This window comes from Paraburkholderia sp. GAS448 (assembly GCF_050435685.1).
Classification (GTDB): Bacteria; Pseudomonadota; Gammaproteobacteria; order Burkholderiales; family Burkholderiaceae; genus Paraburkholderia.
Genome location: NZ_JBNDKT010000011.1, coordinates 1 through 25482, shown reverse-complemented (window position 1 = coordinate 25482; position 25482 = coordinate 1). Strand labels below are relative to the sequence as shown.

Annotated in this window: 24 protein-coding genes and 1 pseudogene; 8 read left to right on the top strand and 17 right to left on the bottom strand. The window is 64.1% G+C overall.

The window, feature by feature from the left end; all coding sequences use genetic code 11:
• Window positions 1-445: 445 nt before the first annotated feature.
• Window positions 446-910, top strand: a complete 465-nt coding sequence (locus P3T23_RS20665) for a rhodanese-like domain-containing protein (protein ID WP_429317996.1) — start codon at window positions 446-448, stop codon at window positions 908-910.
• A gap of 17 nt (window positions 911-927) precedes the next feature.
• Here the strand turns inward: P3T23_RS20665 and P3T23_RS20660 are convergent, their stop codons facing one another.
• From P3T23_RS20660 to hrpA, 5 genes are all read right to left on the bottom strand, one after another.
• Window positions 928-1752, bottom strand: a complete 825-nt coding sequence (locus P3T23_RS20660) for a competence/damage-inducible protein A (RefSeq protein WP_429317995.1) — start codon at window positions 1750-1752, stop codon at window positions 928-930.
• Between the two features lie 26 nt (window positions 1753-1778).
• Entirely contained in the window at window positions 1779-2612 is an 834-nt protein-coding gene (locus tag P3T23_RS20655; RefSeq protein WP_429317994.1) for an EI24 domain-containing protein, read from the bottom strand.
• A 157-nt stretch (window positions 2613-2769) separates the two neighbouring features.
• Window positions 2770-3765, bottom strand: coding sequence for a sterol desaturase family protein (locus tag P3T23_RS20650; protein WP_429317993.1), 996 nt, complete (start codon window positions 3763-3765; stop codon window positions 2770-2772).
• Between the two features lie 64 nt (window positions 3766-3829).
• A complete protein-coding gene (locus tag P3T23_RS20645; protein ID WP_429317992.1) occupies window positions 3830-4843 on the bottom strand; it encodes a beta-propeller fold lactonase family protein in 1014 nt (337 codons plus the stop codon).
• 267 nt (window positions 4844-5110) lie between these two features.
• Window positions 5111-9472 (bottom strand): ATP-dependent RNA helicase HrpA, encoded by a 4362-nt coding sequence (gene hrpA / locus P3T23_RS20640; protein WP_429317991.1) that lies wholly within the window; start codon window positions 9470-9472, stop codon window positions 5111-5113.
• Between the two features lie 22 nt (window positions 9473-9494).
• Here hrpA and argA point away from each other — a divergent pair, with 22 nt between their 5' ends.
• The 3 genes from argA (at window position 9495) to proP (ending at window position 13349) form a co-directional block, all read left to right on the top strand.
• Window positions 9495-10874 (top strand): amino-acid N-acetyltransferase, encoded by a 1380-nt coding sequence (argA, locus tag P3T23_RS20635; protein WP_429317990.1) that lies wholly within the window; start codon window positions 9495-9497, stop codon window positions 10872-10874.
• 56 nt (window positions 10875-10930) lie between these two features.
• Entirely contained in the window at window positions 10931-11206 is a 276-nt protein-coding gene (locus tag P3T23_RS20630) for an oxidative damage protection protein (protein ID WP_133662708.1), read from the top strand.
• Between the two features lie 673 nt (window positions 11207-11879).
• Entirely contained in the window at window positions 11880-13349 is a 1470-nt protein-coding gene (proP, locus tag P3T23_RS20625) for a glycine betaine/L-proline transporter ProP (RefSeq protein ID WP_429317989.1), read from the top strand.
• Between the two features lie 81 nt (window positions 13350-13430).
• Here proP and P3T23_RS20620 read toward each other — a convergent pair whose 3' ends face one another.
• From P3T23_RS20620 to P3T23_RS20580, 9 genes are all read right to left on the bottom strand, one after another.
• Complete coding sequence (locus P3T23_RS20620) at window positions 13431-13910, bottom strand: metallophosphoesterase family protein (RefSeq protein WP_429317988.1); 480 nt, start codon at window positions 13908-13910, stop codon at window positions 13431-13433.
• 56 nt (window positions 13911-13966) lie between these two features.
• Window positions 13967-14770 (bottom strand): hypothetical protein, encoded by an 804-nt coding sequence (locus P3T23_RS20615; RefSeq protein ID WP_429317987.1) that lies wholly within the window; start codon window positions 14768-14770, stop codon window positions 13967-13969.
• A gap of 2 nt (window positions 14771-14772) precedes the next feature.
• Window positions 14773-15348 (bottom strand): TMEM175 family protein, encoded by a 576-nt coding sequence (locus P3T23_RS20610; RefSeq protein ID WP_429317986.1) that lies wholly within the window; start codon window positions 15346-15348, stop codon window positions 14773-14775.
• 123 nt (window positions 15349-15471) lie between these two features.
• Window positions 15472-15852 carry a cupin domain-containing protein gene (locus P3T23_RS20605; protein ID WP_429317985.1) on the bottom strand — a complete coding sequence of 127 codons (381 nt, stop codon included), beginning with the start codon at window positions 15850-15852 and terminating at the stop codon, window positions 15472-15474.
• Window positions 15852-17252: an FAD-containing oxidoreductase gene (locus P3T23_RS20600; protein ID WP_429317984.1), complete on the bottom strand. Its 1401-nt coding sequence runs from the start codon at window positions 17250-17252 to the stop codon at window positions 15852-15854. The genes P3T23_RS20605 and P3T23_RS20600 overlap by 1 nt, the downstream gene beginning before the upstream one ends.
• A 113-nt stretch (window positions 17253-17365) precedes the next feature.
• The gene (locus P3T23_RS20595) at window positions 17366-17554 is read right to left on the bottom strand and encodes a hypothetical protein (RefSeq protein ID WP_429317983.1); all 189 of its coding nucleotides are present in this window, start codon (window positions 17552-17554) and stop codon (window positions 17366-17368) included.
• 246 nt (window positions 17555-17800) lie between these two features.
• Window positions 17801-18415: a glutathione S-transferase family protein gene (locus P3T23_RS20590; protein WP_429317982.1), complete on the bottom strand. Its 615-nt coding sequence runs from the start codon at window positions 18413-18415 to the stop codon at window positions 17801-17803.
• A gap of 122 nt (window positions 18416-18537) precedes the next feature.
• Complete coding sequence (locus P3T23_RS20585; RefSeq protein WP_429317981.1) at window positions 18538-19656, bottom strand: 3-deoxy-7-phosphoheptulonate synthase; 1119 nt, start codon at window positions 19654-19656, stop codon at window positions 18538-18540.
• A 74-nt stretch (window positions 19657-19730) separates the two neighbouring features.
• Window positions 19731-20039, bottom strand: coding sequence for a high-potential iron-sulfur protein (locus tag P3T23_RS20580; protein ID WP_429317980.1), 309 nt, complete (start codon window positions 20037-20039; stop codon window positions 19731-19733).
• A 208-nt stretch (window positions 20040-20247) separates the two neighbouring features.
• Here P3T23_RS20580 and opgC point away from each other — a divergent pair.
• Both opgC and P3T23_RS20570 read left to right on the top strand, forming a co-directional pair.
• Window positions 20248-20604: pseudogene (gene opgC / locus P3T23_RS20575) on the top strand (OpgC domain-containing protein); the annotation flags it as partial.
• Between the two features lie 17 nt (window positions 20605-20621).
• Complete coding sequence (locus P3T23_RS20570; RefSeq protein WP_429317979.1) at window positions 20622-22277, top strand: tannase/feruloyl esterase family alpha/beta hydrolase; 1656 nt, start codon at window positions 20622-20624, stop codon at window positions 22275-22277.
• 238 nt (window positions 22278-22515) lie between these two features.
• Here P3T23_RS20570 and P3T23_RS20565 read toward each other — a convergent pair whose 3' ends face one another.
• Window positions 22516-22653: a hypothetical protein gene (locus tag P3T23_RS20565; protein ID WP_429317978.1), complete on the bottom strand. Its 138-nt coding sequence runs from the start codon at window positions 22651-22653 to the stop codon at window positions 22516-22518.
• Window positions 22654-22971: 318 nt separating this feature from the next.
• Here P3T23_RS20565 and P3T23_RS20560 point away from each other — a divergent pair, with 318 nt between their 5' ends.
• Entirely contained in the window at window positions 22972-23373 is a 402-nt protein-coding gene (locus P3T23_RS20560) for a hypothetical protein (protein WP_429317977.1), read from the top strand.
• Between the two features lie 64 nt (window positions 23374-23437).
• Here P3T23_RS20560 and P3T23_RS20555 read toward each other — a convergent pair whose 3' ends face one another.
• Together P3T23_RS20555 and P3T23_RS20550 are read right to left on the bottom strand one after the other, a co-directional pair.
• Window positions 23438-23893, bottom strand: coding sequence for a hypothetical protein (locus P3T23_RS20555; RefSeq protein WP_429317976.1), 456 nt, complete (start codon window positions 23891-23893; stop codon window positions 23438-23440).
• Window positions 23894-24028: 135 nt separating this feature from the next.
• Window positions 24029-24733 carry a hypothetical protein gene (locus P3T23_RS20550; RefSeq protein ID WP_429317975.1) on the bottom strand — a complete coding sequence of 235 codons (705 nt, stop codon included), beginning with the start codon at window positions 24731-24733 and terminating at the stop codon, window positions 24029-24031.
• A gap of 263 nt (window positions 24734-24996) precedes the next feature.
• On the opposite strand from P3T23_RS20550, the gene P3T23_RS20545 reads away from it, so the two are divergent.
• A complete protein-coding gene (locus tag P3T23_RS20545; RefSeq protein WP_429317974.1) occupies window positions 24997-25260 on the top strand; it encodes a hypothetical protein in 264 nt (87 codons plus the stop codon).
• The last annotated feature ends 222 nt before the right edge of the window (window positions 25261-25482 follow it).

The window sequence follows — 25482 nt, the reverse complement described above, 5'->3', positions numbered from 1 at the left end:
ACCTATTCTCCTGATTAACGAATTCGGCGGATTTAGCCGCCGCCCCAATCTAGCTGACCCGCCCCCGCACGTCCACCCGAACTCTCAGGTCTGACGAAAAAGCCGGCGGCCGAATCGATCGGGCCGTATAAAGCAGCTTCTGTGCCATGTATGCGCCAACCCGGCGCAGAAGCCCGTCCTGACGCGCCCTAACGGGGAATTGCCGCACACTCGGCGTAGCGCTGGCGTCATCCGTGGCCCGACGAAAGCACCATGTTTGTGCAATGCGCCGTGGCATACCGCCGGACCTTTTCATTTTGGTGCAGAAATTATTTTTCGCACCATTATTGAGCATATCACCCGTCGGCTGCGCCGTGCATCGACCGGATGGCCCGATTACGCGCGATACGTCCGCCGCGCTAGAATGATCTTTTGGTCCGACGGAATTGAGGGGAGATTTGCTGCCATGAGCACGCTCGAACAGTTGTACGCCCAGGCCGACAAACGGCGCACCGAGAACCACTTGCCCTACGCCGGCGCGCTGTCGCCCGCCGAGGCGTTCGAGCTCCTGCAACTGGATCCGCGCGCCCGCCTCGTCGACGTGCGCACCCGCGCGGAACTCGACTGGGTGGGCCGGCCGGTGGTGGGTGACGGACAGTACGCGCATGTCGAATGGACACGCTACCCGGGTGGCGTGCCGAACGCGGAATTCCTCGATCAGCTGGGTCAGGCCGTGTCGCCCGACACTCCGGTTCTGTTCCTGTGCCGCAGTGCCGCGCGCTCGAAGCTGGCTGCAATCGCAGCCACACAGGCGGGATTCGGGCAGGCGTTCGACCTGCTGGAAGGCTTTGAAGGGGACAAGGACGGCCAGGGGCATCGGAAAACGGTTTCGGGCTGGTGCTTTCGCGGTCTTCCGTGGATCGGGGCCTGAAGTCGCGGGAATCAATCCTATGACTTCGGCTGAGCAGCCTCGGGCTCGACGATGTCGCCGCCGAGCAGATGCACGCCTTCGCGCAGCTTCACGAAAGCCGCAGCAACGGCTTCTGGCTCGCCCTTCACACCCAGATCGATGTGACGGCGTGCGTAGACGCCGCCGCGCTCGGCATCCCCGACACTCGGCAGACTGAACACGCGTACGCCGGGGAAGTCGTGCTCGATCTTCTCCATCAACGGCGTAAGCGTCGACTCCGGCAACTCGAACACCAGCAGTGACTTCTCCGCATGCGGCATCGCGTGATGCAGGTGCGCGTACTTCGTATCCAGCACCCACTCGATCATGGGCCACGCCATCACCGGGAAGCCCGGCACGAAATGGTGGTCGCCAACCGAAAATCCAGGAATCTTGTTGTAGCCGTTCGGAATGATCGACGCGCCCTTCGGGAACGTACCCATATTGAGCCGATGACGGTTTTCCGGTGAGTCGAGATTGGGCGGCGAACCAGACGGATCGACGTGCATGTCGCGAATCCGCTCCCGGATCAGCACGGCCGCCTCCGGGTGCAGCTCCAGCGGCACACCGAGCGCGGCCGCCGCGCACTGGCGCGTGTGATCGTCGGGTGTGGCGCCGATGCCGCCCGTCGAAAATACGATATCGCCGGAAGCGAACGAGCGGCGCAACGTGGCCGTGATGCGCTCTGGATCGTCGCCGACGTACTCGGCCCAACCGAGCGCGAGCCCACGCTGGGTCAGGAGCTGGATGACTTTCGGCAAATGCTTGTCGGTGCGTCTGCCCGACAGGATTTCGTCGCCGATGATGATGACGCCAAATGCCATGACCGCCTCTTCTTCGATAAGGGAGTTCAGTAAGGAAGCGTCGCCGCCGCCGTGCGCGCGCCATGCTCTTCCGCGCGCATGCGCTGCAACGCGCGCAGGCAGTAATTGCCGAACCACAGCGCCGAGAAAACCAGGATGAATGCGTAGATCCAGATCGTCGCCGCCGTGACCACCGGAAACAGCACAATCAGCCAGACCGAGGACGCCCACAGCAGCGTCGGCAGCGAGCCGAGCAGACCGCTCGCGACCCCGATCAGCAAAAGCGGCAACCGGTGGCGCCGCACCAGCGCGCGCCGCTCGGCGCTGGTCGCGTGCAGTGCAAGCGCGTCGTACGTCATCACGCGGTAGGTGAGCCAACCCCACAGCAACGGCGGAATCAGTGCGAAAAACGGCGGCACCAGCCACAGCGGCACCGTGACGATCAACAGCACAAGACAGATGAGCGTCGTCCACAGCGCGTGCGCGAGACTACCGTACCACGTTCCGCCGCGCCGCATCTCCAGCCCGGAGAACTGCCGTGCGGACAGATGGCGGATAACCGCCGGCATCGACAGCGTCGCGATCAGCAGCAGCACGGTCACGACGATCAACGGTATCGCCAGTGCGATCACGATGAAAGGCGCGACCACCGCATGCAGCGACGAAAAACCAAGCCAGTCGAAGAGGCCATAAAGCGTGGTGGTGAACGTCCAGCTCTCGAGCCACGTGCGCGTGGTGCCGATCAGCGTCTGCCAGGAGAACCAGAGAAGCACACCCCACACGAGCGCGGCTGCCGCGAACGGCACGAAGGTCAGCCAGAGCATGCGCGGGTGGAGCGCGCTGGTGAGTGCGCGTCCGAACGAGCGCAACAGGTCATTCATGCGAGCCAGTGCCGGTGAATGCAACAGTGAAAATGGATGAACGAAACAGGAAACGTCAAAACGCGTCAGGAAACGTCAGCGAACACGAACAGGATAAACCAGGGACTGCGCCGCCCGTAAGAGCGTCGGCGCGTGCAGCCATCATGCAGCGGCGGGATCAGACCGCAGCCGCGTCCTCGTCCGGCGCCCGGCTTCGGGCAAGACGCCGGGCAATGCGCACCAGCGCGAGCCAGTGTTGCGCCCAGATACCCTCGCCGTACTCGTGGCCCTGAAGCTGCTCGCGAATGCCCGTGGGCTCCGTGACACGGCTCCACGACGCGCTGCCAAAAAGGATGTCCCACCACGGGAACAGTACGCCGAAGTTGCAGCCGTATTTGAGACCTTCGTGGCCATATCCGATCGCATGATGCCGGCGATGAAACGTCGGGCTGACCAGCAGACGTTCGCCGAGCCAGCCGAAATACAGGCGGATGTTGGCGTGCTGCACGCTCTGCGCGAGGTTGGTGATCGCCACCAGCACCACGAACTGCGACGGAGGCACGCCGATAATGAGCGCGATCGTCGCGAAGAAACACGCCTGCAGCAGATCGTCGAGCAGATGGTTGCGATCGTCGGTCCAGAGCGACATCTGGCGCTGGCTGTGATGAACCGCGTGCAGTTCCCACCAGATGCCGATGCGATGCTCCCAGCGGTGATACCAGTAGCCCGCAAAATCGAGCACGAGCAGGTACATCAGGAACGTCACGAGCGGCTGCGTGGTCACGCCCGGCCACAGGTTGTCGAAGTTGATGTTGGCGATGTCATGCAGCCGCAGCCAGCCCTGCACGGCGTCGAAAAACGGCTGCAGCGAGAAAAAGAACAACAGGTTCAGGATGCCGAGCTTCGCGATCCACGTGTAGAGCACGTCGACCCGCACGGCCCTGCGGTTTTCCCACCGCTCCACCGGACGCAGCGCTTCGAGCGGACGCAGCACCGCGTACATCGCCAGCACCTCGAGCACGCCGACGATCACCCAGTAGAGGCTGTCGTAGGTGTCCTCGTCGTAGTCCATCAGGTTGAACCGGAACAGAAGCGGCTGCACGACATTGACGTACAGCAGCGTCTGCACGGCCGAGACGAAGCTATCGAGAGACGAGAAAATCAGGTGGAGCATGTTGCCCGCTGTGCTTTCACGAGGGATACTTCATGAGACGCGTGCCGCGCGTGCCTTGAGCTCATTACGCACCGTTCGGCGCCGTCACGGGCGCGCGATCGAAGAAATAGATGCCGTGCGGCGAACGGCCAACGGCGATCGTCTGGATCAGCTTGCGCGTCGTCAGGTCGATGACGCCGATGTGCTTCGCGAAACGGAACGTGACCCACAGATAGCGTTTGTCTGCTGAAAGCTCCATGTCGTCCGGCCCAGGCATCAACCCGGTGATGTCGCCCACGTTCGTGAGCGAATCTTCATCGATGATGCTGATCGTGCTCGCCACGCGATTCGACACGGCAACGTGTTTGCCGTCGGCAAGCGAGCGGAAGTTGTGCGCGCCCTTGCCGGTTGGAATCGTTTTCACGATCTTCTGGTTGCGCCAGTCCACCACGGCGACGTAGTCGGCGCCCGTCATGCCGATGAGCAGGTATTTGTCGCCCGGCGTCATCCACAGGCCGGCCGGCACCTTGCCCACCTTCATCTTCCACTTGACCTGCTGCGTGGCCAGATCCACAGCAGCAAGTTCGCCCGACACCTGCAGCGTGACGAACACCGTCTTGCTGTCATTCGAGAACGCCATGTGGCTCGGCATCACGGCGAGCGGCAGATGGCTCGCGAGCGTCATGTTGTGGCCGTCGTAGTGGTAGATGTCGAGGCGGTCGAGGCGAAGCCCCGTCGTCACGAGCCACTTGCGATCCGGCGAAAAGCCGATCTGATACGGATCTTCGATGTTTTCGACCCAACGCTGCACCTGTCCCGTTTTCGGGTCGACGAACATCAGGTTGTTCGACACCGAATTGGCGACGATCAGCGACGAATTGTCGGGTGTCACCATCAGGTGATGCGGTTCCTTGCCGGTGGGGATCGTGGCGACCACCTGCCGCGTCGCTTCGTCAATCAGGCTTAGCGTCGCTTCGCCGGAATTGAGCACGATCACGTTGTTCGCGTGCGCTGTCGAGGAAAAAAAACCTGCTGCGGCGACGAGCGTCGCGCCCGCGGCAAACGTGCCGGTCAAGCCGGAAAGGAAAAAATTGCGCATGGAAACTCACTTCGGAGAACAGCCGACATTGTAGAACGTTTGCCCCGTCGAGCGGTTGATCCAGGTCGTGTTCAGCGCATGAAAAGGCGAGAGATCATGAGGCGCTTGCCGGGAGCCAAAATCGGGCACACGATACGACCCCGCAGAAAGACGGCGTGGTCGTCGCGTTGCCAGGCCAAAGCCCGCGCCCAGCGTGCGGGCACGTTCAAAGATCCCGCAGGCGAACGCCCCGGGCGCACCGGGGCTGCCGCGTCCAACTCCGCCGCCTCACCGCTGCATCGATTCCCACACCTTGTACAAACGTTTCACCGACACCGGCATCGGGGTGCGCAGTTCCTGCGCGAAGAGCGAAATCCGCAGTTCTTCCAGCATCCAGCGGAATTCCGCCAGCCTCGGGTCCATCACGCCACCGCGCTGCGCGAGCGCGCGCTGATAGTGCTGCAGGAGCGGTGCAAACTCGGCGAACTGCCGTGCGTCGCGGGCCGGATCGGCTTTCAGCTTGTCGATGCGTAGCGCGATGCCCTTCAGATAGCGCGGAAAATGCGCCAACTGGGCATAAGGGGTATCGACAACGAAACGCTTGCCGATCAGCGCATCGAGTTGACCCTGCATATCCGCGTACGCCGTCGCGAACGACTTCGCCTGCGCCAGCTTTTTGGCGACGGTCGCGTATTCGCCGAGGATTTGCCCGACCAGCCGCGCGATTTCCTGCGCGAGCAGCGTCAAACGGCTGCGGCCTTCGTCGCGGCGCGCGTGGAAGCTGGCGTCATCGGCGGGAAGCGGATCCTGCAGACAGGCGCGATCCAGCGCGGTGTCGATCAGCTGGTCGCGCAGTTCTTCCTGCGTGCCGCGCGGCATGAACTGCATCGCCATTTCGCGCAGGCCCGGCAGGTTCTTTTCCAGATACTTGATCGGCTCGCGCAACTGGAGCGCAAAGAGGCGCCGCAAACCCGCCCGATGAATCCGCGCGGCTTCGTCCGGCGAATCGAAAACCTCGACGTCGCCATGCGTGCCGCGATCGACCAGCGCCGGATAGCCGAACAACGTCTGCCCGCCGCGACGGATTTCGAGCAGCTCAGGCAGCGTGCCGAAATTCCACGTCGTGAGGTTTTCGTACAGGGCCGTGGCCGGCGCGTCGCCCGACGCCGCGGTCTGCGGCGCGGCTCCGGCCTGCCCCCGTGCACCGCCACGCGCCGCCGTGGCGCCCGCCGTATCGCGCGACGCGCCGCGTGGGTCGCCGGAGGCTGCCGCCGGCGCACCAGACGTCCCGCCGAGCGCAACACCGGCCGCGCTCGCCGCGATTTTCTGGAAATGCTGCTGCGCCTGGCCGCCCAGTTCCGAGCGCAACTGGGCCAGATTGCGACCCATCGCAAGCTGGCGGCCGTGCTCGTCGATGACCTTGAAGTTCATGAAGAGGTGCGGCGGCAGCGTCTCCAGCTTGAAGTCCGACTGTTTCATCGGGACCTGCGTCTGCTCGCGGATATCCGCGATAAGCGCCTCGAGCAAACCGCCCGCGCCGAAACGCGGACCACTCGTCCGGTCGACAAAACCAGCCGCATAGTCGGGCAACGGCACACAGTGCCGGCGCAATTTCTGCGGCAACGATTTCAGCAGCAGTTGCGTCTTCTCCTTCAGCATGCCGGGCACGAGCCATTCACAGCGCCGTGCATCGACCTGATTGAGCGCGTAGAGCGGCACGGCCAGCGTCACGCCGTCGCGCGGCGAGCCCGGCTCGAAGTGATAGGTCAGCGCCATCTCGACGCCCGACATCGTCATCCGCTTCGGGAACAGATCGGTCGTCACGCCGGCGGCCTCATGCCGCATCAGATCATCGCGCGACAGGTACAACAGGCGCAGCTTGTCTTCCTGCTGGCCGCTCTTTTTGACTTCGTCGCGATACCAGCGCTCGAATCCCGCACCCGTGTAGATGCCCTCCGGAATCGTCTGGTCGTAGAAGGCGAAAATCAGCTCGTCGTCGACCAGCACGTCCTGACGACGCGACTTGTGTTCAAGCTGCTCGATGTCGGCAAGCAGCTTGCGGTTGTGCGCGAAGAACGCGAGCTTCGTGTCGAACTCGCCTTCCACCAGCGCGCCGCGAATGAAAAGCTCACGGGCGCGCGCCGGATCCTGCCTGCCGAAGCTCACGCGCCGCCGGTGATAAATCGGCAGGCCATACAGCACCGCCCGCTCATAAGCCGACACCTGCGCCGCGCGCTTCTCCCAGTGCGGCTCCGACAGCGACTTCTTCAACAGATGCGCGCCGATCCGCTCGATCCATTCCGGCTCGATCTTCGCGATACAGCGCGCGTACAGCCGGCTCGTCTCGACCAGTTCCGCTGCGATCACCCAGCGCCCCGCCTTCTTCACCAGTGCCGAACCCGGCCACAGATAGAACTTGATGCTGCGCGCACCGAGATAATACGGTTCGTCGTCGGCTTTGAGACCGATGTTGCCGAGCAGGCCAGTGAGGAGCGCCAGATGGATCTGCTCGAAGGTCGCTTCGGATTCGTTCAGCCGCCAGCCGTGCTCGCGCACCACTGTCAGCAGTTGCGAATGCACATCGCGCCATTCGCGCAGCCGCAGATGCGACAGGAAATTCGCGCGGCACGCATCGACCAGCTGTTTGTTCGACTTCTTGTGCGCGACCGCTTCCTCGAACCACGCCCAGATCTTCAGCCACTGCAGGAATTCGGAGCGATCGTCGGCGAAGCGGCGATGCGCCTGATCGGCCTGCTCCTGCGCCTCGATCGGCCGATCGCGCGGGTCCTGCACCGACAGCGCGCTCGCGATGATCAGCACCTCGCGCAGCGCCTGCTGGTCACGCGCGGCAAGAATCATCCGGCCGACGCGTGGATCCAGCGGCAGCCGCGCGAGCTCGCGGCCAAGCTGCGTGAGTTCGTTGTCGTCGTCGACGGCGCCTAGTTCGTTCAGCAGTTGATAGCCGTCGGCGATCGCCCGGCCCGGCGGCGGCTCGATGAATGGGAAGGTTTCGATCGCGGTCAGGTGCAGCGACTTCATCCGCAGGATCACCGAGGCCAGCGACGAGCGCAGGATTTCCGGATCGGTGAAACGCACGCGCGACTGGAAGTCGGTGTCCTCGTACAGACGGATGCAGACGCCGTCGGCCACCCGACCGCAGCGCCCTGCCCGCTGGTTCGCCGCCGCCTGCGAGATCGGCTCGACCTGAAGCTGCTCGACCTTGTTGCGATACGAATAGCGCTTGACGCGCGCGAGGCCCGTGTCGACCACGTAGCGGATACCCGGCACGGTCAGCGAGGTTTCCGCGACGTTGGTCGCCAGCACGATGCGGCGCGCGTTCGACGGTTTGAACACACGTTCCTGCTCCGCCGCCGAGAGACGCGCGAAGAGCGGCAGGATCTCCGTGTGCGGTGGATGGTGTTTGCGCAACGCCTCGGCGGCATCGCGAATCTCGCGCTCACCGGGCAGGAACACCAGCACGTCGCCCGAACCTTCGCGACACAGTTCATCGACGGCATCGACGATCGCGTCCATCAGATCGCGATCCGCCTCGCGCTGGTTCTTCGGCCGCTCGCGCGCCGCCGGGCTCTCCGCGGCTTTCACCGCCGGGCTGTCTTCCGCGACCGGCCGGTAGCGCACCTCGACCGGGTACAGCCGGCCGCTCACCTCGATCACCGGCGCGGGCTTTTCGTCGCTGCCGAAATGGCGGGCGAAGCGATCGGCGTCGATCGTCGCGGATGTCACGATCAGTTTCAGGTCAGGCCGCTTCGGCAGGATCTCCTTCAGATAGCCGAGCAGAAAATCGATGTTCAGACTGCGCTCGTGCGCCTCGTCGATGATGATCGTGTCGTAGGCCGTCAGCAGCGGATCGGTCTGCGTTTCGGCGAGCAGGATGCCGTCCGTCATCAGCTTGACCGACGCGCCGGGCGCGAGATTGTCGGTGAAGCGCACCTTGTAGCCGACCACTTCGCCAAACGGCGTGCCGAGTTCTTCCGCGATCCGCCGGCCGGTTGCCGACGCCGCGATCCGGCGCGGCTGCGTATGGCCGATCAAACCGGAACCCCCTGCGCCGAGCCCGCGGCCCAGCGACAGGCAGATCTTCGGCAACTGCGTCGTCTTGCCGGAGCCCGTTTCGCCGCTGACGATCACCACCTGATTCCGCTCGATCGCCCGCGCGATTTCGTCACGCCGCCCGGAAACCGGCAAGGCTTCGGGGAACGTGATCGGCGGGATCGGATTGGGCTCGACGACGCGGGGCGCGCGCGGCGGTCTCTTTTCTCGCGGCTCACGCGCGAGAGCTGCATCGCCAGGCGGCTGGCCGGATGGCTGGCCAGCTTCCCGCGGCGAGCGTTGCGCGCGTGCATCACCCGCGGGCTTCGCCTGACTATTTTTCGGCGCACGCCGAGCCTCGCCGCCCGGCCGTGAATCCGGCTGTGGCGGTTTCTCCGGCAACCTCCGCTGCGACGGCTGCGACGCCGTCGGCGCCGCGTCCGGCCCACCGCGACGCGCATCGTGCGTCTCGCGCGGACGGTTGCGCGGCGGCTGCGCTTCGCGCGCACCATCGGCGTGCGTCTCTTCGGGATTGCGTTGCCCGGCGTCAGGCGACTTATTCACGTTCGCCGCAGCGGGACTTTTGGGTACATTCGACATGGGGGCGCATTATAATCCCGGCATGAATTCCCAAACCGACCTCGTCCCCACGCCCGCGAGCGCTCCGGCCACGTCCGGCGCCACGGAAAACCTCGCACAGCATGCGCAATTCGTCGACTGGATGCGTTCGGTCGCGCCTTATATTCACGCGTTCCGCAACAAGACGTTTGTCGTCGGATTCGGCGGCGAAGTGGTCCATCAGGGCCTGCTGAATGCGCTCGTCTCCGACATCGCGCTATTGCAGGCGATGGGCATCCAGATCGTGCTCGTCCACGGCTCGCGACCGCAGGTCGAAGAGCAGATGAGCCTGCACGGCGTGGAATCGGAGTTCTCGCACGGCATGCGCATCACCGACGCCCGCGCGCTCGAATCCGCGAAGGAAGCCGCCGGCGAAGTGCGTCTCGACATCGAGGCCGCGATCAGCCAGGGCTTGCCGAACACGCCGATGGCGCACGCGCACATCAGCGTCGTGTCGGGCAACTTCGTGACGGCGCGGCCGGTCGGCATTCTGGACGGCGTCGATTTCGCGCACACCGGTGTCGTGCGCAAGATCGACGCGGATTCGATCCGTCATTCGCTCGCGAGCCGCAAGCTCGTGCTGCTTTCGCCGCTCGGCTTCTCGCCCACCGGCGAAGCGTTCAATCTGGCGATGGAAGACGTTGCTTCGGCTGCGGCGATTGCGCTGCGCGCCGACAAGATCGTGTTCCTCACCGAAACGCCCGGCCTGATGGACGAAAGCGGGTCGCTCATCCGTGAGCTCTCGCTCGACGACGCCTACAAGCTGCACGAAAGCGGTGAGCTGCAAGGCGACGAGGCCTTCTACCTGAAGCACTCCATCCGCGCCTGCCGTGGCGGCGTGGCGCGGGCGCACATCGTGCCCTACGCGCTCGACGGCAGCCTGCTGCTCGAACTGTTCCTGCACGATGGCGTCGGCACGATGATCTCGTACGAGAACCTCGAAAGCCTGCGCGAAGCGACGCCGGACGACGTCGGCGGCATCCTGACGCTGATCGAGCCGCTCGAATCGGACGGCACGCTGGTGCGGCGCGGCCGCCACCAGATCGAACGCGACATCGATCACTTTTCGGTCATCGAGCACGATGGCGTGCTGTTTGGCTGCGCGGCGCTCTATCCGTACACGCAGGAGCGCATCGGCGAGATGGCATGCCTGACGGTCGCGCCGGAGGCGCAAGGCTCCGGCGACGGCGAACGGCTGCTCAAACGCATCGAACAGCGCGCCCGGGCGCGCGGCCTCACGCGCATCTTCGTGCTGACGACGCGCACCGAACACTGGTTCCTGAAGCGCGGCTTCGTGAAGGCAACGGTCGACGACCTGCCCGAAGACCGCCGCCGTCTCTATAACTGGCAGCGCAAGTCGCTCGTGCTGATGAAACAGCTCTGAGCGTCCCCATATCAAGCGACTGCCGCCCCACATATCGATTACAGGAGAAGCACAGCATGACTCGTACGGTTCAATGCGCAAAGCTCGGCAAGGAAGCCGAAGGCCTCGATTTCCCGCCGCTGCCCGGCGAACTTGGCAAGCGCATTTACGAAAGCATTTCGAAGGAAGCCTGGCAGGCGTGGCTCAAGCAGCAAACGATGCTGATCAACGAAAACCGCCTGAACATGGCCGATCCGCGCGCCCGCCAGTATCTGATGAAGCAGACCGAGAAGTTCTTCTTCGGCGAAGGTGCCGATCAGGCTTCGGGTTACGTGCCGCCGTCGCAAGGCTGATCCCGGCGCTTCTGGGCACGTTCGAGGTCAGGTCCGCGCAGGTTGCGCGGATTTTTTTTGCCCCCACCGCCCCTCCAGCCGGGCCGTTTTCAGCACCCTTTTCAATCCTGCACAATCCGCCGGATCCCACGCCAGCCGTGGGATTGAGCAAGGCCAGCCGCACTCCGCCCAAGACCCCGGTTTGCACGATCCACCGGCATCGTGCTACGATGTGCATCGTTTCAACAGCAATTCACCTTCATTCGCATTCAATTCGACAGCCTCGCGGTTTGCCTATGGCACGCTGCAGGCGACGGGTTGAATAGTTTTTATACAAGAGGGCTTGTCGGTCACGTCGCATGACATCGCGATAAATCACCGGCCTTTTTCGTTTCAAGCCGTTCAGCGGCGCAGGCGGACCCCCGGTCTGGTCAGCGTCCTCATGCATCTGCCCCCCTTCCACGGCCACGCAGGTGCAACAGTCAGCAGCAACTCGAACGAGTGCACTTTCGCGACGATCTTCGCGAGGCACGGACGTTTCTTTTCCGTTCCGAACGGGGTCGATGGCTGCCACATGGCTATCGATCATCGACTGGCGACGGAGCCGTCCGCGTCGTTTTCGCGAAACTGCACTTTCCCGGCAACCGTGGCGGATCGCTCATGCGTTTCAGCCGCAGTCATTGGAGTATCAACCTTGACCGCTTCCAGCAACGGCTTCTGGCGACATCACAAAAAAGAACACAGCCTCACCCTCGACGACATCACGATCGTCGACAAATCCCTCCTGAAGCGAGCCGTCGGCGCAATGGCGCTCGGCAACGCGATGGAATGGTTCGACTTCGGCGTGTACAGCTACATCGCCGTCACGCTCGGCAAGGTGTTCTTCCCGTCGAGCAGCCCGTCCGCGCAGCTGATCGCGACCTTCGGCACGTTTGCCGCGGCGTTTCTCGTACGGCCGGTGGGCGGCATGGTGTTCGGACCGCTCGGCGACCGCATCGGACGTCAGCGCGTACTCGCGATGACGATGATCATGATGGCGCTCGGCACTTTCGCGATCGGCCTGATCCCGAGCTACGCGACGATCGGCATCTTCGCGCCGGTGCTGTTGCTCGTCGCGCGTCTTGTGCAGGGCTTCTCGACCGGCGGCGAGTACGGCGGCGCGGCGACCTTCATCGCGGAGTTCTCGACGGATCGGAAACGCGGCTTCATGGGCAGCTTCCTCGAGTTTGGCACGCTGATCGGCTACGTGATGGGCGCGGGCACGGTGGCGCTCCTGACCGCGACGCTGTCGCACGACGCGCTGCTGTCGTGGGGCTGGCGTGTGCCGTTCCTGATCGCGGGTCCGCTGGGTCTGGTCGGCCTCTATATCCGGATGAAGCTCGAGGAAACGCCGGCGTTTCGCAAGCAGGCCGAACAACGCGAAGCCGAAGACAAGGCCATGCCGAAGCAGTCGTTCCGCCAGTTGCTCGCGCAGCACTGGAAACCGCTCCTGCTGTGCGTGGGCCTCGTGCTGATCTTCAACGTCACCGACTACATGGCGCTGTCGTATCTGCCGAGCTATCTGTCGGCGACGCTGCATTTCAACGAAACGCACGGCCTCTTCCTCGTGCTGCTCGTGATGCTGCTGATGATGCCGATGACGCTGTTTGCCGGCCGCCTGTCGGATACGATCGGCCGCAAGCCGGTGATGCTGGCCGGTTGCGTCGGCCTGCTCGTGCTGTCGATCCCGTCGCTGCTGCTGATCCGCACGGGCGGGTTGCTGCCGGTGTTCTGCGGGCTGCTGATTCTCGGTGTGCTGCTGTCGTGCTTCACCGGCGTGATGCCGTCGGCGCTGCCCGCCCTCTTCCCGACGAAGATCCGTTACGGCGCGCTCGCAATCGGCTTCAACATTTCGGTGTCGCTGTTTGGCGGCACCACGCCGCTCGTGACCGCATGGCTCGTCGACTCGACCGGCAACCTGATGATGCCCGCTTACTACCTGATGGGCGCATCGCTGATCGGGATCGTGTCGGTGCTCGCGCTGAGCGAGACTGCGCGCAAGCCGCTGCTGGGTTCGGGTCCGTGCGTGGCGACGCGTGCGGAAGCGCACGCCGTGTTGCGCGGCGAACGTGAAGCCGCGGAGATGGACGAAGAATATGCCTCGGTAGCGACTGCGCAGGCTTGAGGCACTCAGCGCACCGGCGTTATCGCGGCGCGTGCGCCTGAGAGCAGGTAGAAACGGGCCAGCCTTGCGCTGGCCCGTTGTTCATTCGATCAACCGATGAAGCGACGCTTCGGCCCGCGCGCCGTCGATCACGAGCATGCCTGCCGACACGGGCAGCCTGAAGCGTCTCGGACCCGCACTGCCCGGATTGACGAAGAGCACGCCATCGCGATCCTCGACAAGCGGCTTGTGCGAATGTCCCGTCACCACGACACCCATGCTCTCGGCGCGGGGATCGACGCGCAGATCGGCAATATCGTGAACGACGAAAATCTTCACCTGCTGCACGGTGAGCATCGCGTGCGTGGGCAGCGAATCGGCCCAGGCGCCGATGTCGTTATTGCCACGCACTGCCGTCAGCGGCGCGAGTTGCGCGAGTGCATCGAGCACGGGCTGGCCGCAGATATCGCCCGCATGGATGATCGCGTCGCAACCCGAGAGCCAGGCCAGCGCTTCCGGGCGAACCAGATTGTGCGTGTCCGAGATCAGTCCGATGCGGGAAATCGTGGGACGTGCTGGCATGATGTGCTCGATCCGGTTCAGTTCCTGATGCGGCCGGTGAAAAAGCGCTTCGCGCGCTAAGGCGTCTCGGCCAGTTCAACCTGCCCGGCCACGGTGTGCGACGCGCGCCGGCTGCCGACCAGCCGCTTCGTCGCACCCTGTACCACGATCGAGACAAGCGCCGCGCAAGCGAAGGTGAGCAGTACACCCGCATGCGGCAAAAGCGCCATGACGACCATGAAGAACGCGGCGAACGATGCACGCCCGACCACCATCCCGCGCAGCAGCAACGCAACGAAGCCCGCACCGTGCGCGCGCTGGGCGGACACCGCAAGCACGATGCCGAGCAGCGGAAACACCGACAGCATTCCGCTCCACACCGCGCCCATGGATGCCGACAGCGCCGTCGCCGCGACTGTCAACGCCGCGCCGGCGAACATGCGCAGCGCAAGATCGCCAGCCCCGATGCGCGCCTGCGGCAGCACGCCGCTGACACGCGGCAGCCACGTCTGCGAAATCGCCACAGCGGCGCAAGCGGCAACGAGCGCCCACGGCAATTGCACCGGAAGGCGCGCAAGCAGCATTGCCGCACACCACCATGCCGCCAGCCCCGCGATCAACGCGAGGGGCCACGCGTAGCGACGGCACGTCCATGCATAAGCAAAATTGAACGCTTCGGATGCCGCGATCGCGGCAATCGACGCCACCGACGCATGCGCGGCAAACTCCGGTCCTCGTTCGAGCGCGAACAGCAGCACGATCGGCCCGGCGACCACCGGCAGCCCCGCCAGCCACCCCGCGACCGATGGTCCCCATACGCGTCCGGCGAAAGTCAACGCGGCGAGGAACGCGGGCACGAGCGCCAGTTTGAGGGCGAGCATCGTCAAGACTCCAGCACGTGTTCGACGCGCGTGTCCGGCACAAACCAGATCGCCGCTGCAAACGTATAGAGCGCAACGGAAATCCACGGCACGAAGAACGCCAGCACGACGCCCGCCAGATAGATGACGACCGACAGCTTGCCCTTGAGATCGCGCCCCACCGCTTTGGCCAGTGGCGAGTCCGGGCCGTGATGGTTGATCAGGACATGCATGAGAATGAAGTATGCGATAGCCGCCATGCACAGCACCACGCCGTACAGCGCGGTCGGCCATGCGGACAGATGGCTTTGGCCGATCCAGTGCGTGACTGCCGGCAGCAGCGACAGCCAGAACAGCAGATGAAGATTGGCCCACAACGCCGCACCGTTTATCTTCTGCACGGCGTGGAACATGTGGTGGTGATTGTTCCAGTAGATGCCGACGTAGATGAAGCTCAGCACATAGGCCAGAAAGATCGGGATAAGTGGACGCAATGCAGTGAGATCGACACCTTCCGGGACCTTCAGTTCGAGCACCATGATGGTGATGATGATGGCGATCACACCATCGCTGAAGGCTTCGACGCGTCCCTTGCCCATCTGCCGGCTCCCCTGTCGTGAAGCGGCCGTCACGCGACAACCGCGCCGACGATTATCCGCGACGCAAGCGACGTTTGTCGAATCCAGGAAACGCTCCCGGCTGCGCAACCGAAGGTGAAGGGCTCACCTTGCCTCAGCCGGGGCTTCCTCGTAGTGAATCGCGAGCCAGAACGTCGCTTCACCCGCATGTGTCCATGCCACCCGGTGGCGGCAATGCGCGGGAATGCGGACGTAGTCGCCCGGCCGCATAGAGTGTGGCTCGGCCTCACCGTCGAACTCGAGCGCCGCCTCGCCCGACAGCAGCACGACCCACTCCTCGTGCGGATTGTCGTACCAGAAGCCTTCCGGACTCGCCTGCCCGGTCGACACGATCCGCTCGATGCGCACCCCCTTGCCTACCGCCAGCGTATCGAAACGTTCGTCAGCCGACTCCGGACCATCGACGCTGAACAGGTTGCCGAAGTCGGCCTTCGCCCCGCCGCCGTGGAGATAGTGGATCGACATCAGACGAGGGGCCGCAGGCCATCGAGCAGCGTCGGAATCAGTTCGCTGATCGTCGGGTGGATGTGCATCGCACGCTGCAATGTGGTGTACGGCGCGTCGGCGGCCATGATGTCGATGAACGTGTGAATCGCTTCGTCGCCTTCGATGCCGAGGATCGCGGCACCGAGGATCTTTTTCGTGTCGGCGTCCACCAGCACTTTCATGAAACCGTCGGTCTCGCCGCGCTCGCGCGCGCGGCCGACACGCGACATCGGCATCCGCGCGATCAGCGCCTTTTTGCCCGACTTGCGCACCTGATCTTCAGAGAGCCCGACACGCGCGAGCGGCGGGTCGACGAATACCGCGGAGGCCATGATCCGGCCGTCGACGCTGCGCTTGCCGTTCTCGAACAGATTGGCCGCGACGATCTGGAAATCGTCGTACGAGGTGTGCGTGAAAGCACCCCGTCCGTTGACGTCGCCGATCGCCCAGACGCCCGGCACACTCGTGCGCAGTTCGCTGTCGACGGGAATGATGCCGTGCCTGTCGGTCGCGATGCTCGCGTCTTCCAGGCCGAGATCGTCGGTGTTCGGCCGGCGGCCGGTCGCGAACAGCAGATGCGAGGCGTCGAGTGCCGGCGCATCGCCCGCGAAATGGATGCGTACAGCGGTGCCGTCACCGCCGAGCGGCTCGAGGCGTGCCGGATTGGCGCCGAAGCGAAACTCGACGCCTTCGCGCTGGAGGACGTCCTGCACCCCCTTCGCGAAATCGGCATCCTCGCGACTTAGCACGCGCTCGCCGCGAACGATCACGGTCACGCGACTGCCGAAGCGACGAAACACCTGCGCGAATTCGAGCGCCACATAGCTCGCACCGCACACCGCCAGGTGCTTCGGCAACGTGGTGAGATCGAGCAGCGACGAGTTGGTGAAATAGCGGACGCCTTCAACGCCCGGAATCGGCGGAACGATCGCCCGCGTGCCGGTGTTGATGAAGATAGTGGGCGCTTCGAGTTCCTGCGCGGGCTGGCCGTCGCGTGCTTCGATGCTCAGCCTGTGCGCGCCGGTGAAGCGCGCATGGCCAGTCAACACGCTGACGTTGTCTGCCCCGCGCAGCCACTTTTCGACGCCGCGGCGCGACTGACCAATAATCTCGTCCTTGCGCGCCTTGACCCGCGCAAGGTCCACCGAAATGTCCCCGGCAATCTGGACGCCGTACGCGGCCGCGTGGCGGACGACATGCGCGGTACGGGCGCTTGCGACATACGACTTGGTCGGCGTGCAGCCGACGTTCACACAGGTGCCGCCGAACGCAGCACGCTCGATGACAGCCGTCTTGCGGCCATTTTCACCAAGACGCACCGCGAGCGGCGCGCCGCCCTGGCCAGTGCCGATCACAATTGCGTCGAAATGCTGGGGCATCGAACACCTTCCGTAGCCGGGGTAAGGGTCGCGCCATATTACACGTGGTTTCCTGTGGTGAGATGTCAGTGGCGCGCCGCGCGCGGACGGGTGTCAGACCTGGCCGGGCTCTTTCAGGCGTCGCAATGGACGTGGCAGAACAGCTCGCGCGAGCGTTCGAGCGCCGCGCGTGCGCCTTTGGTCGCGACGACCAGCCCCACCTGGCTCAGATTGAAGTCCAGCGACACCATCAGCTGCATGAGCGACACCATCGGCAGCACCACTGCCGGGTGATAAAGCTGCCGTTCGATCAGGTCTCTCATGTCTGCTCCTCAAGCGCTTCGCCGCTTCGGCAACGCGCCGCAACCAACGATTCGATGGAAGCAATTCTAGGAGCGGTATGTCTAGAGATAAACGTGCAAAACGCGAAGTCACTTGTCAGCGGAGAAGAACAATCGGCTGCGCCGCCTGGCGGCATCCGCGCGGCGCAACGGCCGCACCTTGCCGGGGCACGCCGCGCTGCCCAGCCGCGCTGGCCGTCCGGGCGGCGGCCTCTCCCCTTCAACGCGTCATTCGAGCGGGGTCGCAACAAACTCGGGCAACGCCTCGGCGCGGGCAGAAAACGCGGCGAGCGCCGGATAACGGGCCGGATCGACGATATCCCCGAGCATGAACCGCGTAAAACGCCAGCCGACCGCGAGCGTAATGTCCGGCTGCATCAGCCTTTCGCCGCAAAGCCAGCCCGGCTTGCCGGCAACCAGCTCCTCGAGAATGCCGAACGCGGCGTGCATCTGTGTCTGGACGCGCTCGACCCACGGCTCGTGCTGTCGCTCCACCGGCCGCAGGTTGCGTTCGTAGACGTTCTGCATGACCTTTTCGGTCGCGGCCAGCGCAAAACCGGTGATGCGCAGTGCCTGCAGGCGCGCGGCCGGGTCTTGCGGCATCAGCCGCTGTGCCGGGGCCACCTTATGATCGAGATGGTCGAGGATCAGCGTGGAATCGACCAGCTGGGTGCCGTCGTCCTCGATGAACGTGGGAGCCTTCACCACGGGGTTGATCTTCGCGAATTCGTCGAACTGGCGAAACACCGACACGCTCCGATGTTCGAACCGAAGACCAAGCACCGCGAGCGAAATAGCCACACGACGAACGTAGGGAGAATCCATCATGCCGATCAACTGCATTGTTCACCTCTTCTGATTCTGGTTTTAGAAGTTTCACTACGAAAACGACAGCGAAAAGGACAGCGAAACCGCCCCGGCCGGCACGGCCCGGCCGGCTGGGGCACAAACAAACCGGGCAATGGTCAGCGGGCGCGCCGCTCGCGCACGGCGCTCGCGAGCGCATCCAGCACAGGTGCGGTCTGCGCCCACGACAGGCAGGCATCGGTAATGGACACGCCATGCCGCAACGGCACCCCCGGCTTGAGGTCCTGACGGCCCTCTTCGAGATGGCTTTCGATCATCACGCCGATGATGCGTTGTTCGCCCTGCGACAGTTGCCGGGCGAGATCCTGCGCGACCTCGATCTGGCGCAGATGCGACTTGCCCGAATTCGCATGGGAGCAGTCGACCATCACCTGCTCGCGCAGGCCCAGTTCGCGAAGGGCAGAGCAGCTTGCCTCGACGCCCGCGCTGTCGAAATTGGGCCCCTTCTTGCCGCCACGCAGGATCACGTGGGCGTCGTCGTTGCCGCGCGTTTCGAAGATCGCCGCCATGCCCATCTTGGTCATGCCCATGAAGGCATGGCTCGCGCGTGCGGCGACGATCGCATCCGCGGCCACCTGAACGCCGCCGTCGGTGCCGTTCTTGAAGCCGATCGGGCAGCTCAGGCCCGAAGCAAGCTGGCGATGGCTCTGGCTTTCCGTGGTGCGCGCGCCGATGGCGCCCCACGCGATCAGGTCGGCGATGTATTGCGGACTCAGCAGGTCGAGAAATTCCGTGGCGGTGGGCAAGCCGAGACTGCTGATTTCGAGCAGCAGCTCGCGCGCGCGGCGCAGGCCTTCGTTGATGCGAAAGCTACCGTCAAGCTGCGGGTCGTTGATATAGCCCTTCCAGCCCACCGTCGTGCGCGGCTTCTCGAAGTAGACGCGCATGACGATCAGCAGGTCTTCCTGCAGTGCGTCGGCGGCCGCTTTCAGGAGGTGCGCGTATTCGATCGCCTGGTCATGGTCGTGGATCGAGCACGGGCCGACCACGGCCACGAGCCGGTCGTCGCGGCCATGAAGGATATCCGCGATCGCCGCGCGGCTATTCTCGACGAGCGTCTGAACGGTGGGAGGGACAGGCAGTTCGTCCTGCAACAGCGCAGGCGAGATCAGTGGACGTACCGCACCGATGCGGACGTCGTCGATGCGGGTGGTGTCCTGGGTCGAGTCGGCACACCCGGCCTCCTGATCGTGTGAGGGATTGTCAATGCGGCTCAAGGTCGTCTCCGGTATGCATGGTGGCAGCAGCGTCGATTATCGCATTCGACGGCGACCGGATTGCCCGCTTTTGCTTACGAGTTGGTGTAGGCGCTGCACCAGCCGTGGGCCGCGACCTGCTTGCTGCCGAACAGCACGCAGCCACCGTAGGGTTCGCCGGCGTTGCCCTGATAGAGCGAGCAGTTGCTGCAATCCTGCCCGGCGACGAAGTTCGGAAAGCGGGTTTTGTCGACTTTGGCGGCGTCGACCCGATAGCCTAGCTTTTGCGCGGCCGGGTCGGTTTCGCTGAGTTTCGCGTCTTCGCCGAACGCAACGCCGGATAACGCAAGCGACGAACCAATACCTGCGCCAAGGATGAGAAAGCTGCGACGCGATGCCTTCATGATGGGACTTCACTCGCTGTGTAATGGGGGCCGAAATGCAGACTGCGCGGCGGCGTGGGCAGCCATTGCGCGCGCACCTGGATGACAGTATCGCAGGACGCGGCAGGATCTGCTGCGTGCCGGTTCAGGGTGTAGCTCTGTCGGACAAAGACACTTGCAGATGCGTTGCATCATGCTGGATTACCGCACGCTGACAGTCTGATTTCAGCTTGCCGCCGCCCTCAGCATCGTCGACGTGCGCGACTGGGCTTTCAATCCGTTTGCCTGGCAGTTAATGTTCGTGCCCGGTATTCTGTGTCGCGTGCAGCCGGTTCCGGAACGCTTCCATGTATCGGATGCCGCGCGCTGGCTCACCCGCCTCGCGCTTACCGCCGTGCTCGCGTTCGCCGTCGTCTAGCTTTTCGTGCTGACGCAACCGTTGCCTGGCCAGCTCAAACAAAACCTGTCGGTGCATCGTGTGATCAACTTCGTCGCCATTGCATGGCTTGCCGCCCGCTTCGTGCACAGCGGCGGCATCGCGCGCGGCTCGAACGACTGGAAAGCGCATCAGTCGCGGGCGGCCGTCAACGGAGCGGGCTGCGGATGACGCGCCGCCGCGGCCGGACACTCACCGCGCGGACGCTCGCCTGCGCAGCGCTGTCGATCGCCAGCGTCGACGCAACTGCGGCGCCGAAGGAGCCGACGCTTGCCACGCGTTGCGCGGAACTCGCCGGTCTCGAACTGCCCGCCGAAACGATCGCACTGCCGACGCGCGGCGCGCGGATCGATGCTGCCACAATCATTCCCGCGACCGCGCCTCTCAACCAGAGCGGCGAATACTGCCGGATCACCGGCAGCATCCGGGCATTCAAGGCAAACGCTCCCGACATCCGTTTCGATCTGAATCTGCCGCGCCAGTGGAACGGGCGGGCGCTGCAGATCGGCGGGGGCGGCTATAGCGGGGTTGTCGTCAGCGGCACCGGCGTGATGCCATTTTCACCGGTCCGTGCCCCGCTCGCGCAAGGCTACGTGACGTTCGGCGACGATTCCGGCCATGTCGGCAATTCAGGCCTTGCGGTGTTCGGTCTCGTCGACGAAGCCGTGGTCAATTTCGGCTATGGGCACCTGAAGAAGACGCACGACGTGGCACTCGCGCTGATCGAACGCGCCTACGGCCGGCCTCCCGAGCATACGTATTTCGCCGGCGGTTCGACAGGCGGCCGCGAAGGCTACACGGCGATGCAACGCTTCCCCGACGACTACGACGGCGTCATCGCCAATTCGCCGGCGCTCAACTTCTCCGGCGTGCGGCTCCTGGGCGTCAAGGTCGGCCAGACGGAATACGCGTCGCCAGGCGGCTTCCTGCCGCCGGCATTGCTGGAGCGCATCTATCAGCGCACGCTCGACGTATGCGACCGGCTGGATGGCGTGGCCGACGGCATCGTGAGCGACGTCGAAGGCTGTCGCGAGCATGAAACGGAAGTGATCGACTCGCTGCGCTGCCCAGCCCACACGCGGCCGCCCGGCGACGACCTGTGCCTCTCCAGCCAGCAACTCGCGACGCTCGCCGTGCTGCGCGACGGACTCTCGCTGCCCTACCCGCTCGCGTGGGGCGTGAACCGCTATCGCGGCTACAACGTGTTCCAGGGCACGCAGTTCACCGGCATGCTCGGCCTCGCGCACGATCCCTTGCGCCTGCCGGCCCCGACGATCGCCGCGAACGGCTATCTCTTTGCCCAGGGTGACGGCTATATCCGCTATTTCGTGACCCGGGACGCGAACTTCGATTCGCTGAAATTCGACGTGCTGCATCCGGGCAGGTATCAGCGGCAGGTCGTGGCGCTGTCGCAGACGATCGGCGCCATGAGCACCGACCTGACCCGCTACATCGCGCGCGGCGGCAAGCTGATCACGCTGCATGGCCTCGCTGACGAAGTCATCAGCCCGAACCAGACGATCGCGTACCACGATGCGCTCGTCGATCGCTTCGGCCGCGAGCGGGTCGATTCGTTCATGCGGCTGTACATGGTGCCGGGGTTCCAGCACGGCAGCGGCGTGTTCATTCCTTCGGCGGATCTGCTTGGTGCGCTCGATAGCTGGGTCACGCACGGCGTGTCACCCGAGACGCTGATCGCGACGGATATTGCGGCTGCAACGAACGGCCGCTCGCGGCCGCTATGCCGGTATCCGGGCTTTCCGCGCTATCTGGGCAAGGGAAACGTGGACCACGCCAGCAGCTTCGTCTGTGCAGTGCGGTGAACGGCTCGAACGCACTTCAAACGTACTCAGACATTCGGCGCCTCCGGCACCTTGTGCCGGATGGCGCAGCAGGAGGGTCGTTGTGGCCACGTGCATCGAGTTCGAGGAAGGAGTCGTTCCGCGGACTGGTTGAAATCGCGGCAAGCGCGATCGCCACTTCAGAGGGTGAGATGGGGAGGTGGACGGCGGGATGAAGCCCGGGCCGTTTTTCGGCGGCCTTCGGGCGACGGGACAGCGCTTACTGCGGACGGCGATGCGCTTCGGCAATGATCGCGCATGTCTGCAGATGCAGACTGAGTGCGTGCTGTAGGGCGGCTCGCACGCGTGCAAACCAGGTCGTAGTGGCGGGGGCAGAGACGGCAGTGACGTTGTTCATGCTGGACTCATTTATAGGTGTTAACACCTAGGTAATAACCCGATTATAGACGAGTTATGCGGCATCGCAACATGTCAAAAATAAATCGTGCGGCGCCCCTGTCACCCGCGCTCCTGCAAAAAAAGCACGAGCGACAGCGCGCCTGACACGGAGTTCAGGCGTTCCTGGTTGTTCCGTTCCCGGAGAACACGCGTGGTTGCCCCGTCGGACTGGAAGCTCCGGTAAGGCTCTGCACCAGCACCGGTAACCCATCGAGGCGATGTCCTTGCTATCGTCAATTTTCCGACCGCACATTGCCGGTCGCTTCGATTGACAGCCATGAAACTGATTGCCCAGACCCTTCTCGTCGCCGCGCTGCTGGCCTGCGGAGCCGGCACCGCACTCGCGCAAAATCCGCCGCCCGACATCGACGGCGGCCCTCGGGGTCACGAACCCGCGCCGCCGGGACCGGGCTTTGCCGTCATCAACGATCTCGAACATCTGCAAAGGCTTTATGACCTGAGCGGGCGCGAAGGCGAAATGAACACGGTGTATCACGACGTACTGCAAAAAACCCAGGATCCCCTGATCCGCCACTACGTGTACGACGCACTCGCGCGCAACCAGTTGCGCCCGGCCAATGCAGATCAGGCGATCGCGACGATACGTACGAGTCTCGACGAAGACCTGACGGCGCTGGCGAAGCATCCGCCTGCGCCTCCTCGCGGGCCCGCACAGTAAGCGAAGACCGTGGCGGCGGCCGGTGCAGTGTCCGGGCACCGTCACGGGTCCGCAGGATGCCTCTTCATACGAACAGGGAAATGATTCCGCCAACTGTGAGCCCCGCGGCCAGCCACCTTCCCGCGGTATAGGACTCGTTGCTGTTTTCCTTTGGCATGTCCGGCCGCTCCAGCCCCAGCGCACCGTAGGTGAACGACTTGGCCGGCGACACCTTCACCGGGTCCTCCTGATCGTCGCCCGCGTCCTGTGCCGTGTCTGGATGCGGCGTGTCGCCAGCATCACCGCCGGTGGTTTCGCCGGTTTCGCTGGAGGCCGCCGCTGCACCCGCAGCCGAAATGTTCACGGCTGAATCCTGCGACTCAGCCTCGAGTGGCTCAACTGCCGCACCCGCCTCGTCCATCTCGTCACTGAGGCTCTCCTCTTGCGCAGCCAGGTCCGGGCCCGTCATCGACCGCCGCGCTGTCGATGGCAAGCCGGCATTGCCTCGCTCTATGACTGTGTTCGAGTCGCCGATTTGCATAAGCTCTTCCCTCCTCTTTCAAGCTGGCGTCGCACGGCCGCGACTGCCGGATTGCGAAGATGCATCCATCGATGGCACACGCTTCAATGACACAGGGTTGTGCAGGACAACGCGTTCATCCCGATGGCGCGCGATCTAGATCGTCACGTCGACCACCAGCCCGATCGGTGTCCATTTGACGCCCTTCGTTTCTCGGCTCAGACCATCGAGCACGTCGGCGAGCGACACCATGCCGCCCGCGTTGTCCGCTGCGGGCGCCGCATACGCCTGCAACGCATCGTTGAGTTCCGTGACGGCGCTGTCGCCCGATCCGCCTGTCGTATCGGGCGAATTCGACGTCGTGACATCGTCGAGTTGCCAGTCCCATTCGTCGCTTGACGCGGCGACATCAGGCAGCGTGGAGCGGACTGTCGCTGCGAGTTGCCCGATTGACGAGCCAAGGTCGTGATAGGCCGCGCTGACGGCGTCGGGTGCCCCGGTGTCGCTGCCGTCCTGCGCAGGCGTGCTGAGCGAGTGTTGAAACACCAGCGCCTGATATAACGCCACGAGGAACCGCTGGCTTGCGGTCTTCGCCGTCCCTGATTGCGCGCTCTGAACAGTGCCGTCCGAACCGTATTGCGACGTGCCCGAGCCTGTAGCTGTGGTGCTGGCCGCCTGGATGCTGTCCGGGTCGATGCCCAACTGCTGCAGCGTCTGCTGGAGCGCCACCAGCAGAGCGTCCCCGCTTCCGGACGACGTCGATGAACTGTCGTCCGGCGCATGCGGCTTCTTCGGCGGCGGGGTCGTTGCGTTCGGCTTCAAATCCGTCGGCGAGACGGGCAGGTTCGATTCTGGCGACATGGATTTCCTTGTTGGACGTTCTGCGCTGTCGGACCAGTCATGCGAACAATGGGCACGACGCCGTGTGCATCTAGCGATGCTGTCCGTCGTGCGGGGCATGGCTGGTCCACTCGAGCTATCGACCAACGGGAAGTCTGACTGTAGGGTTGGTAAGGCGAAGTAAGGCCAGGATCGCTAAAGCCCGTTAGGCATTGATTGTGGCCCGCTGCGGCGCAATCGGTGCGGTGCGATGTGTTGCGAGAACGAATCTCAAACGGGAATCGATGCTGCTAACGCAAGCGACCACACCCGACATGATTTTCAAACGGTTCGCCCGCAAGGCAGCACACTGCGAGTGCCTGAACCAGATGCAGGCGCACATGGTGCTCGCGCTCAAGGCGCAGGCTCAGAGCCGCGCGACGGTCACCGCATGCGGACAGATGTGCGGACAAAACGCGAACTCTGCGGCCATTCACACGAACGTCGCCAAGGCGTTCGCGCGTGACCGCCAGCCATCGCGACATATGATGTACAACGTTCAATATTAACGACGCACGCGCAAAGCACGAGCGGGGCAGCATGGACGCCAATCTGTCGGGACTGACCGTTTTCGAGCGCATCCGCCGCTGTATTGAAAGCGGGCTGGCTTTTTCGTTTCTGCGAGCGTAGGCATCAGCGCAGAATAATTGACAGTCTTTAACCGACATTTAGGAGTGCTCCGGTTGATTCCTTTTCCATGTTCGCGATACGTTGCCAACGGGCAATCCGCA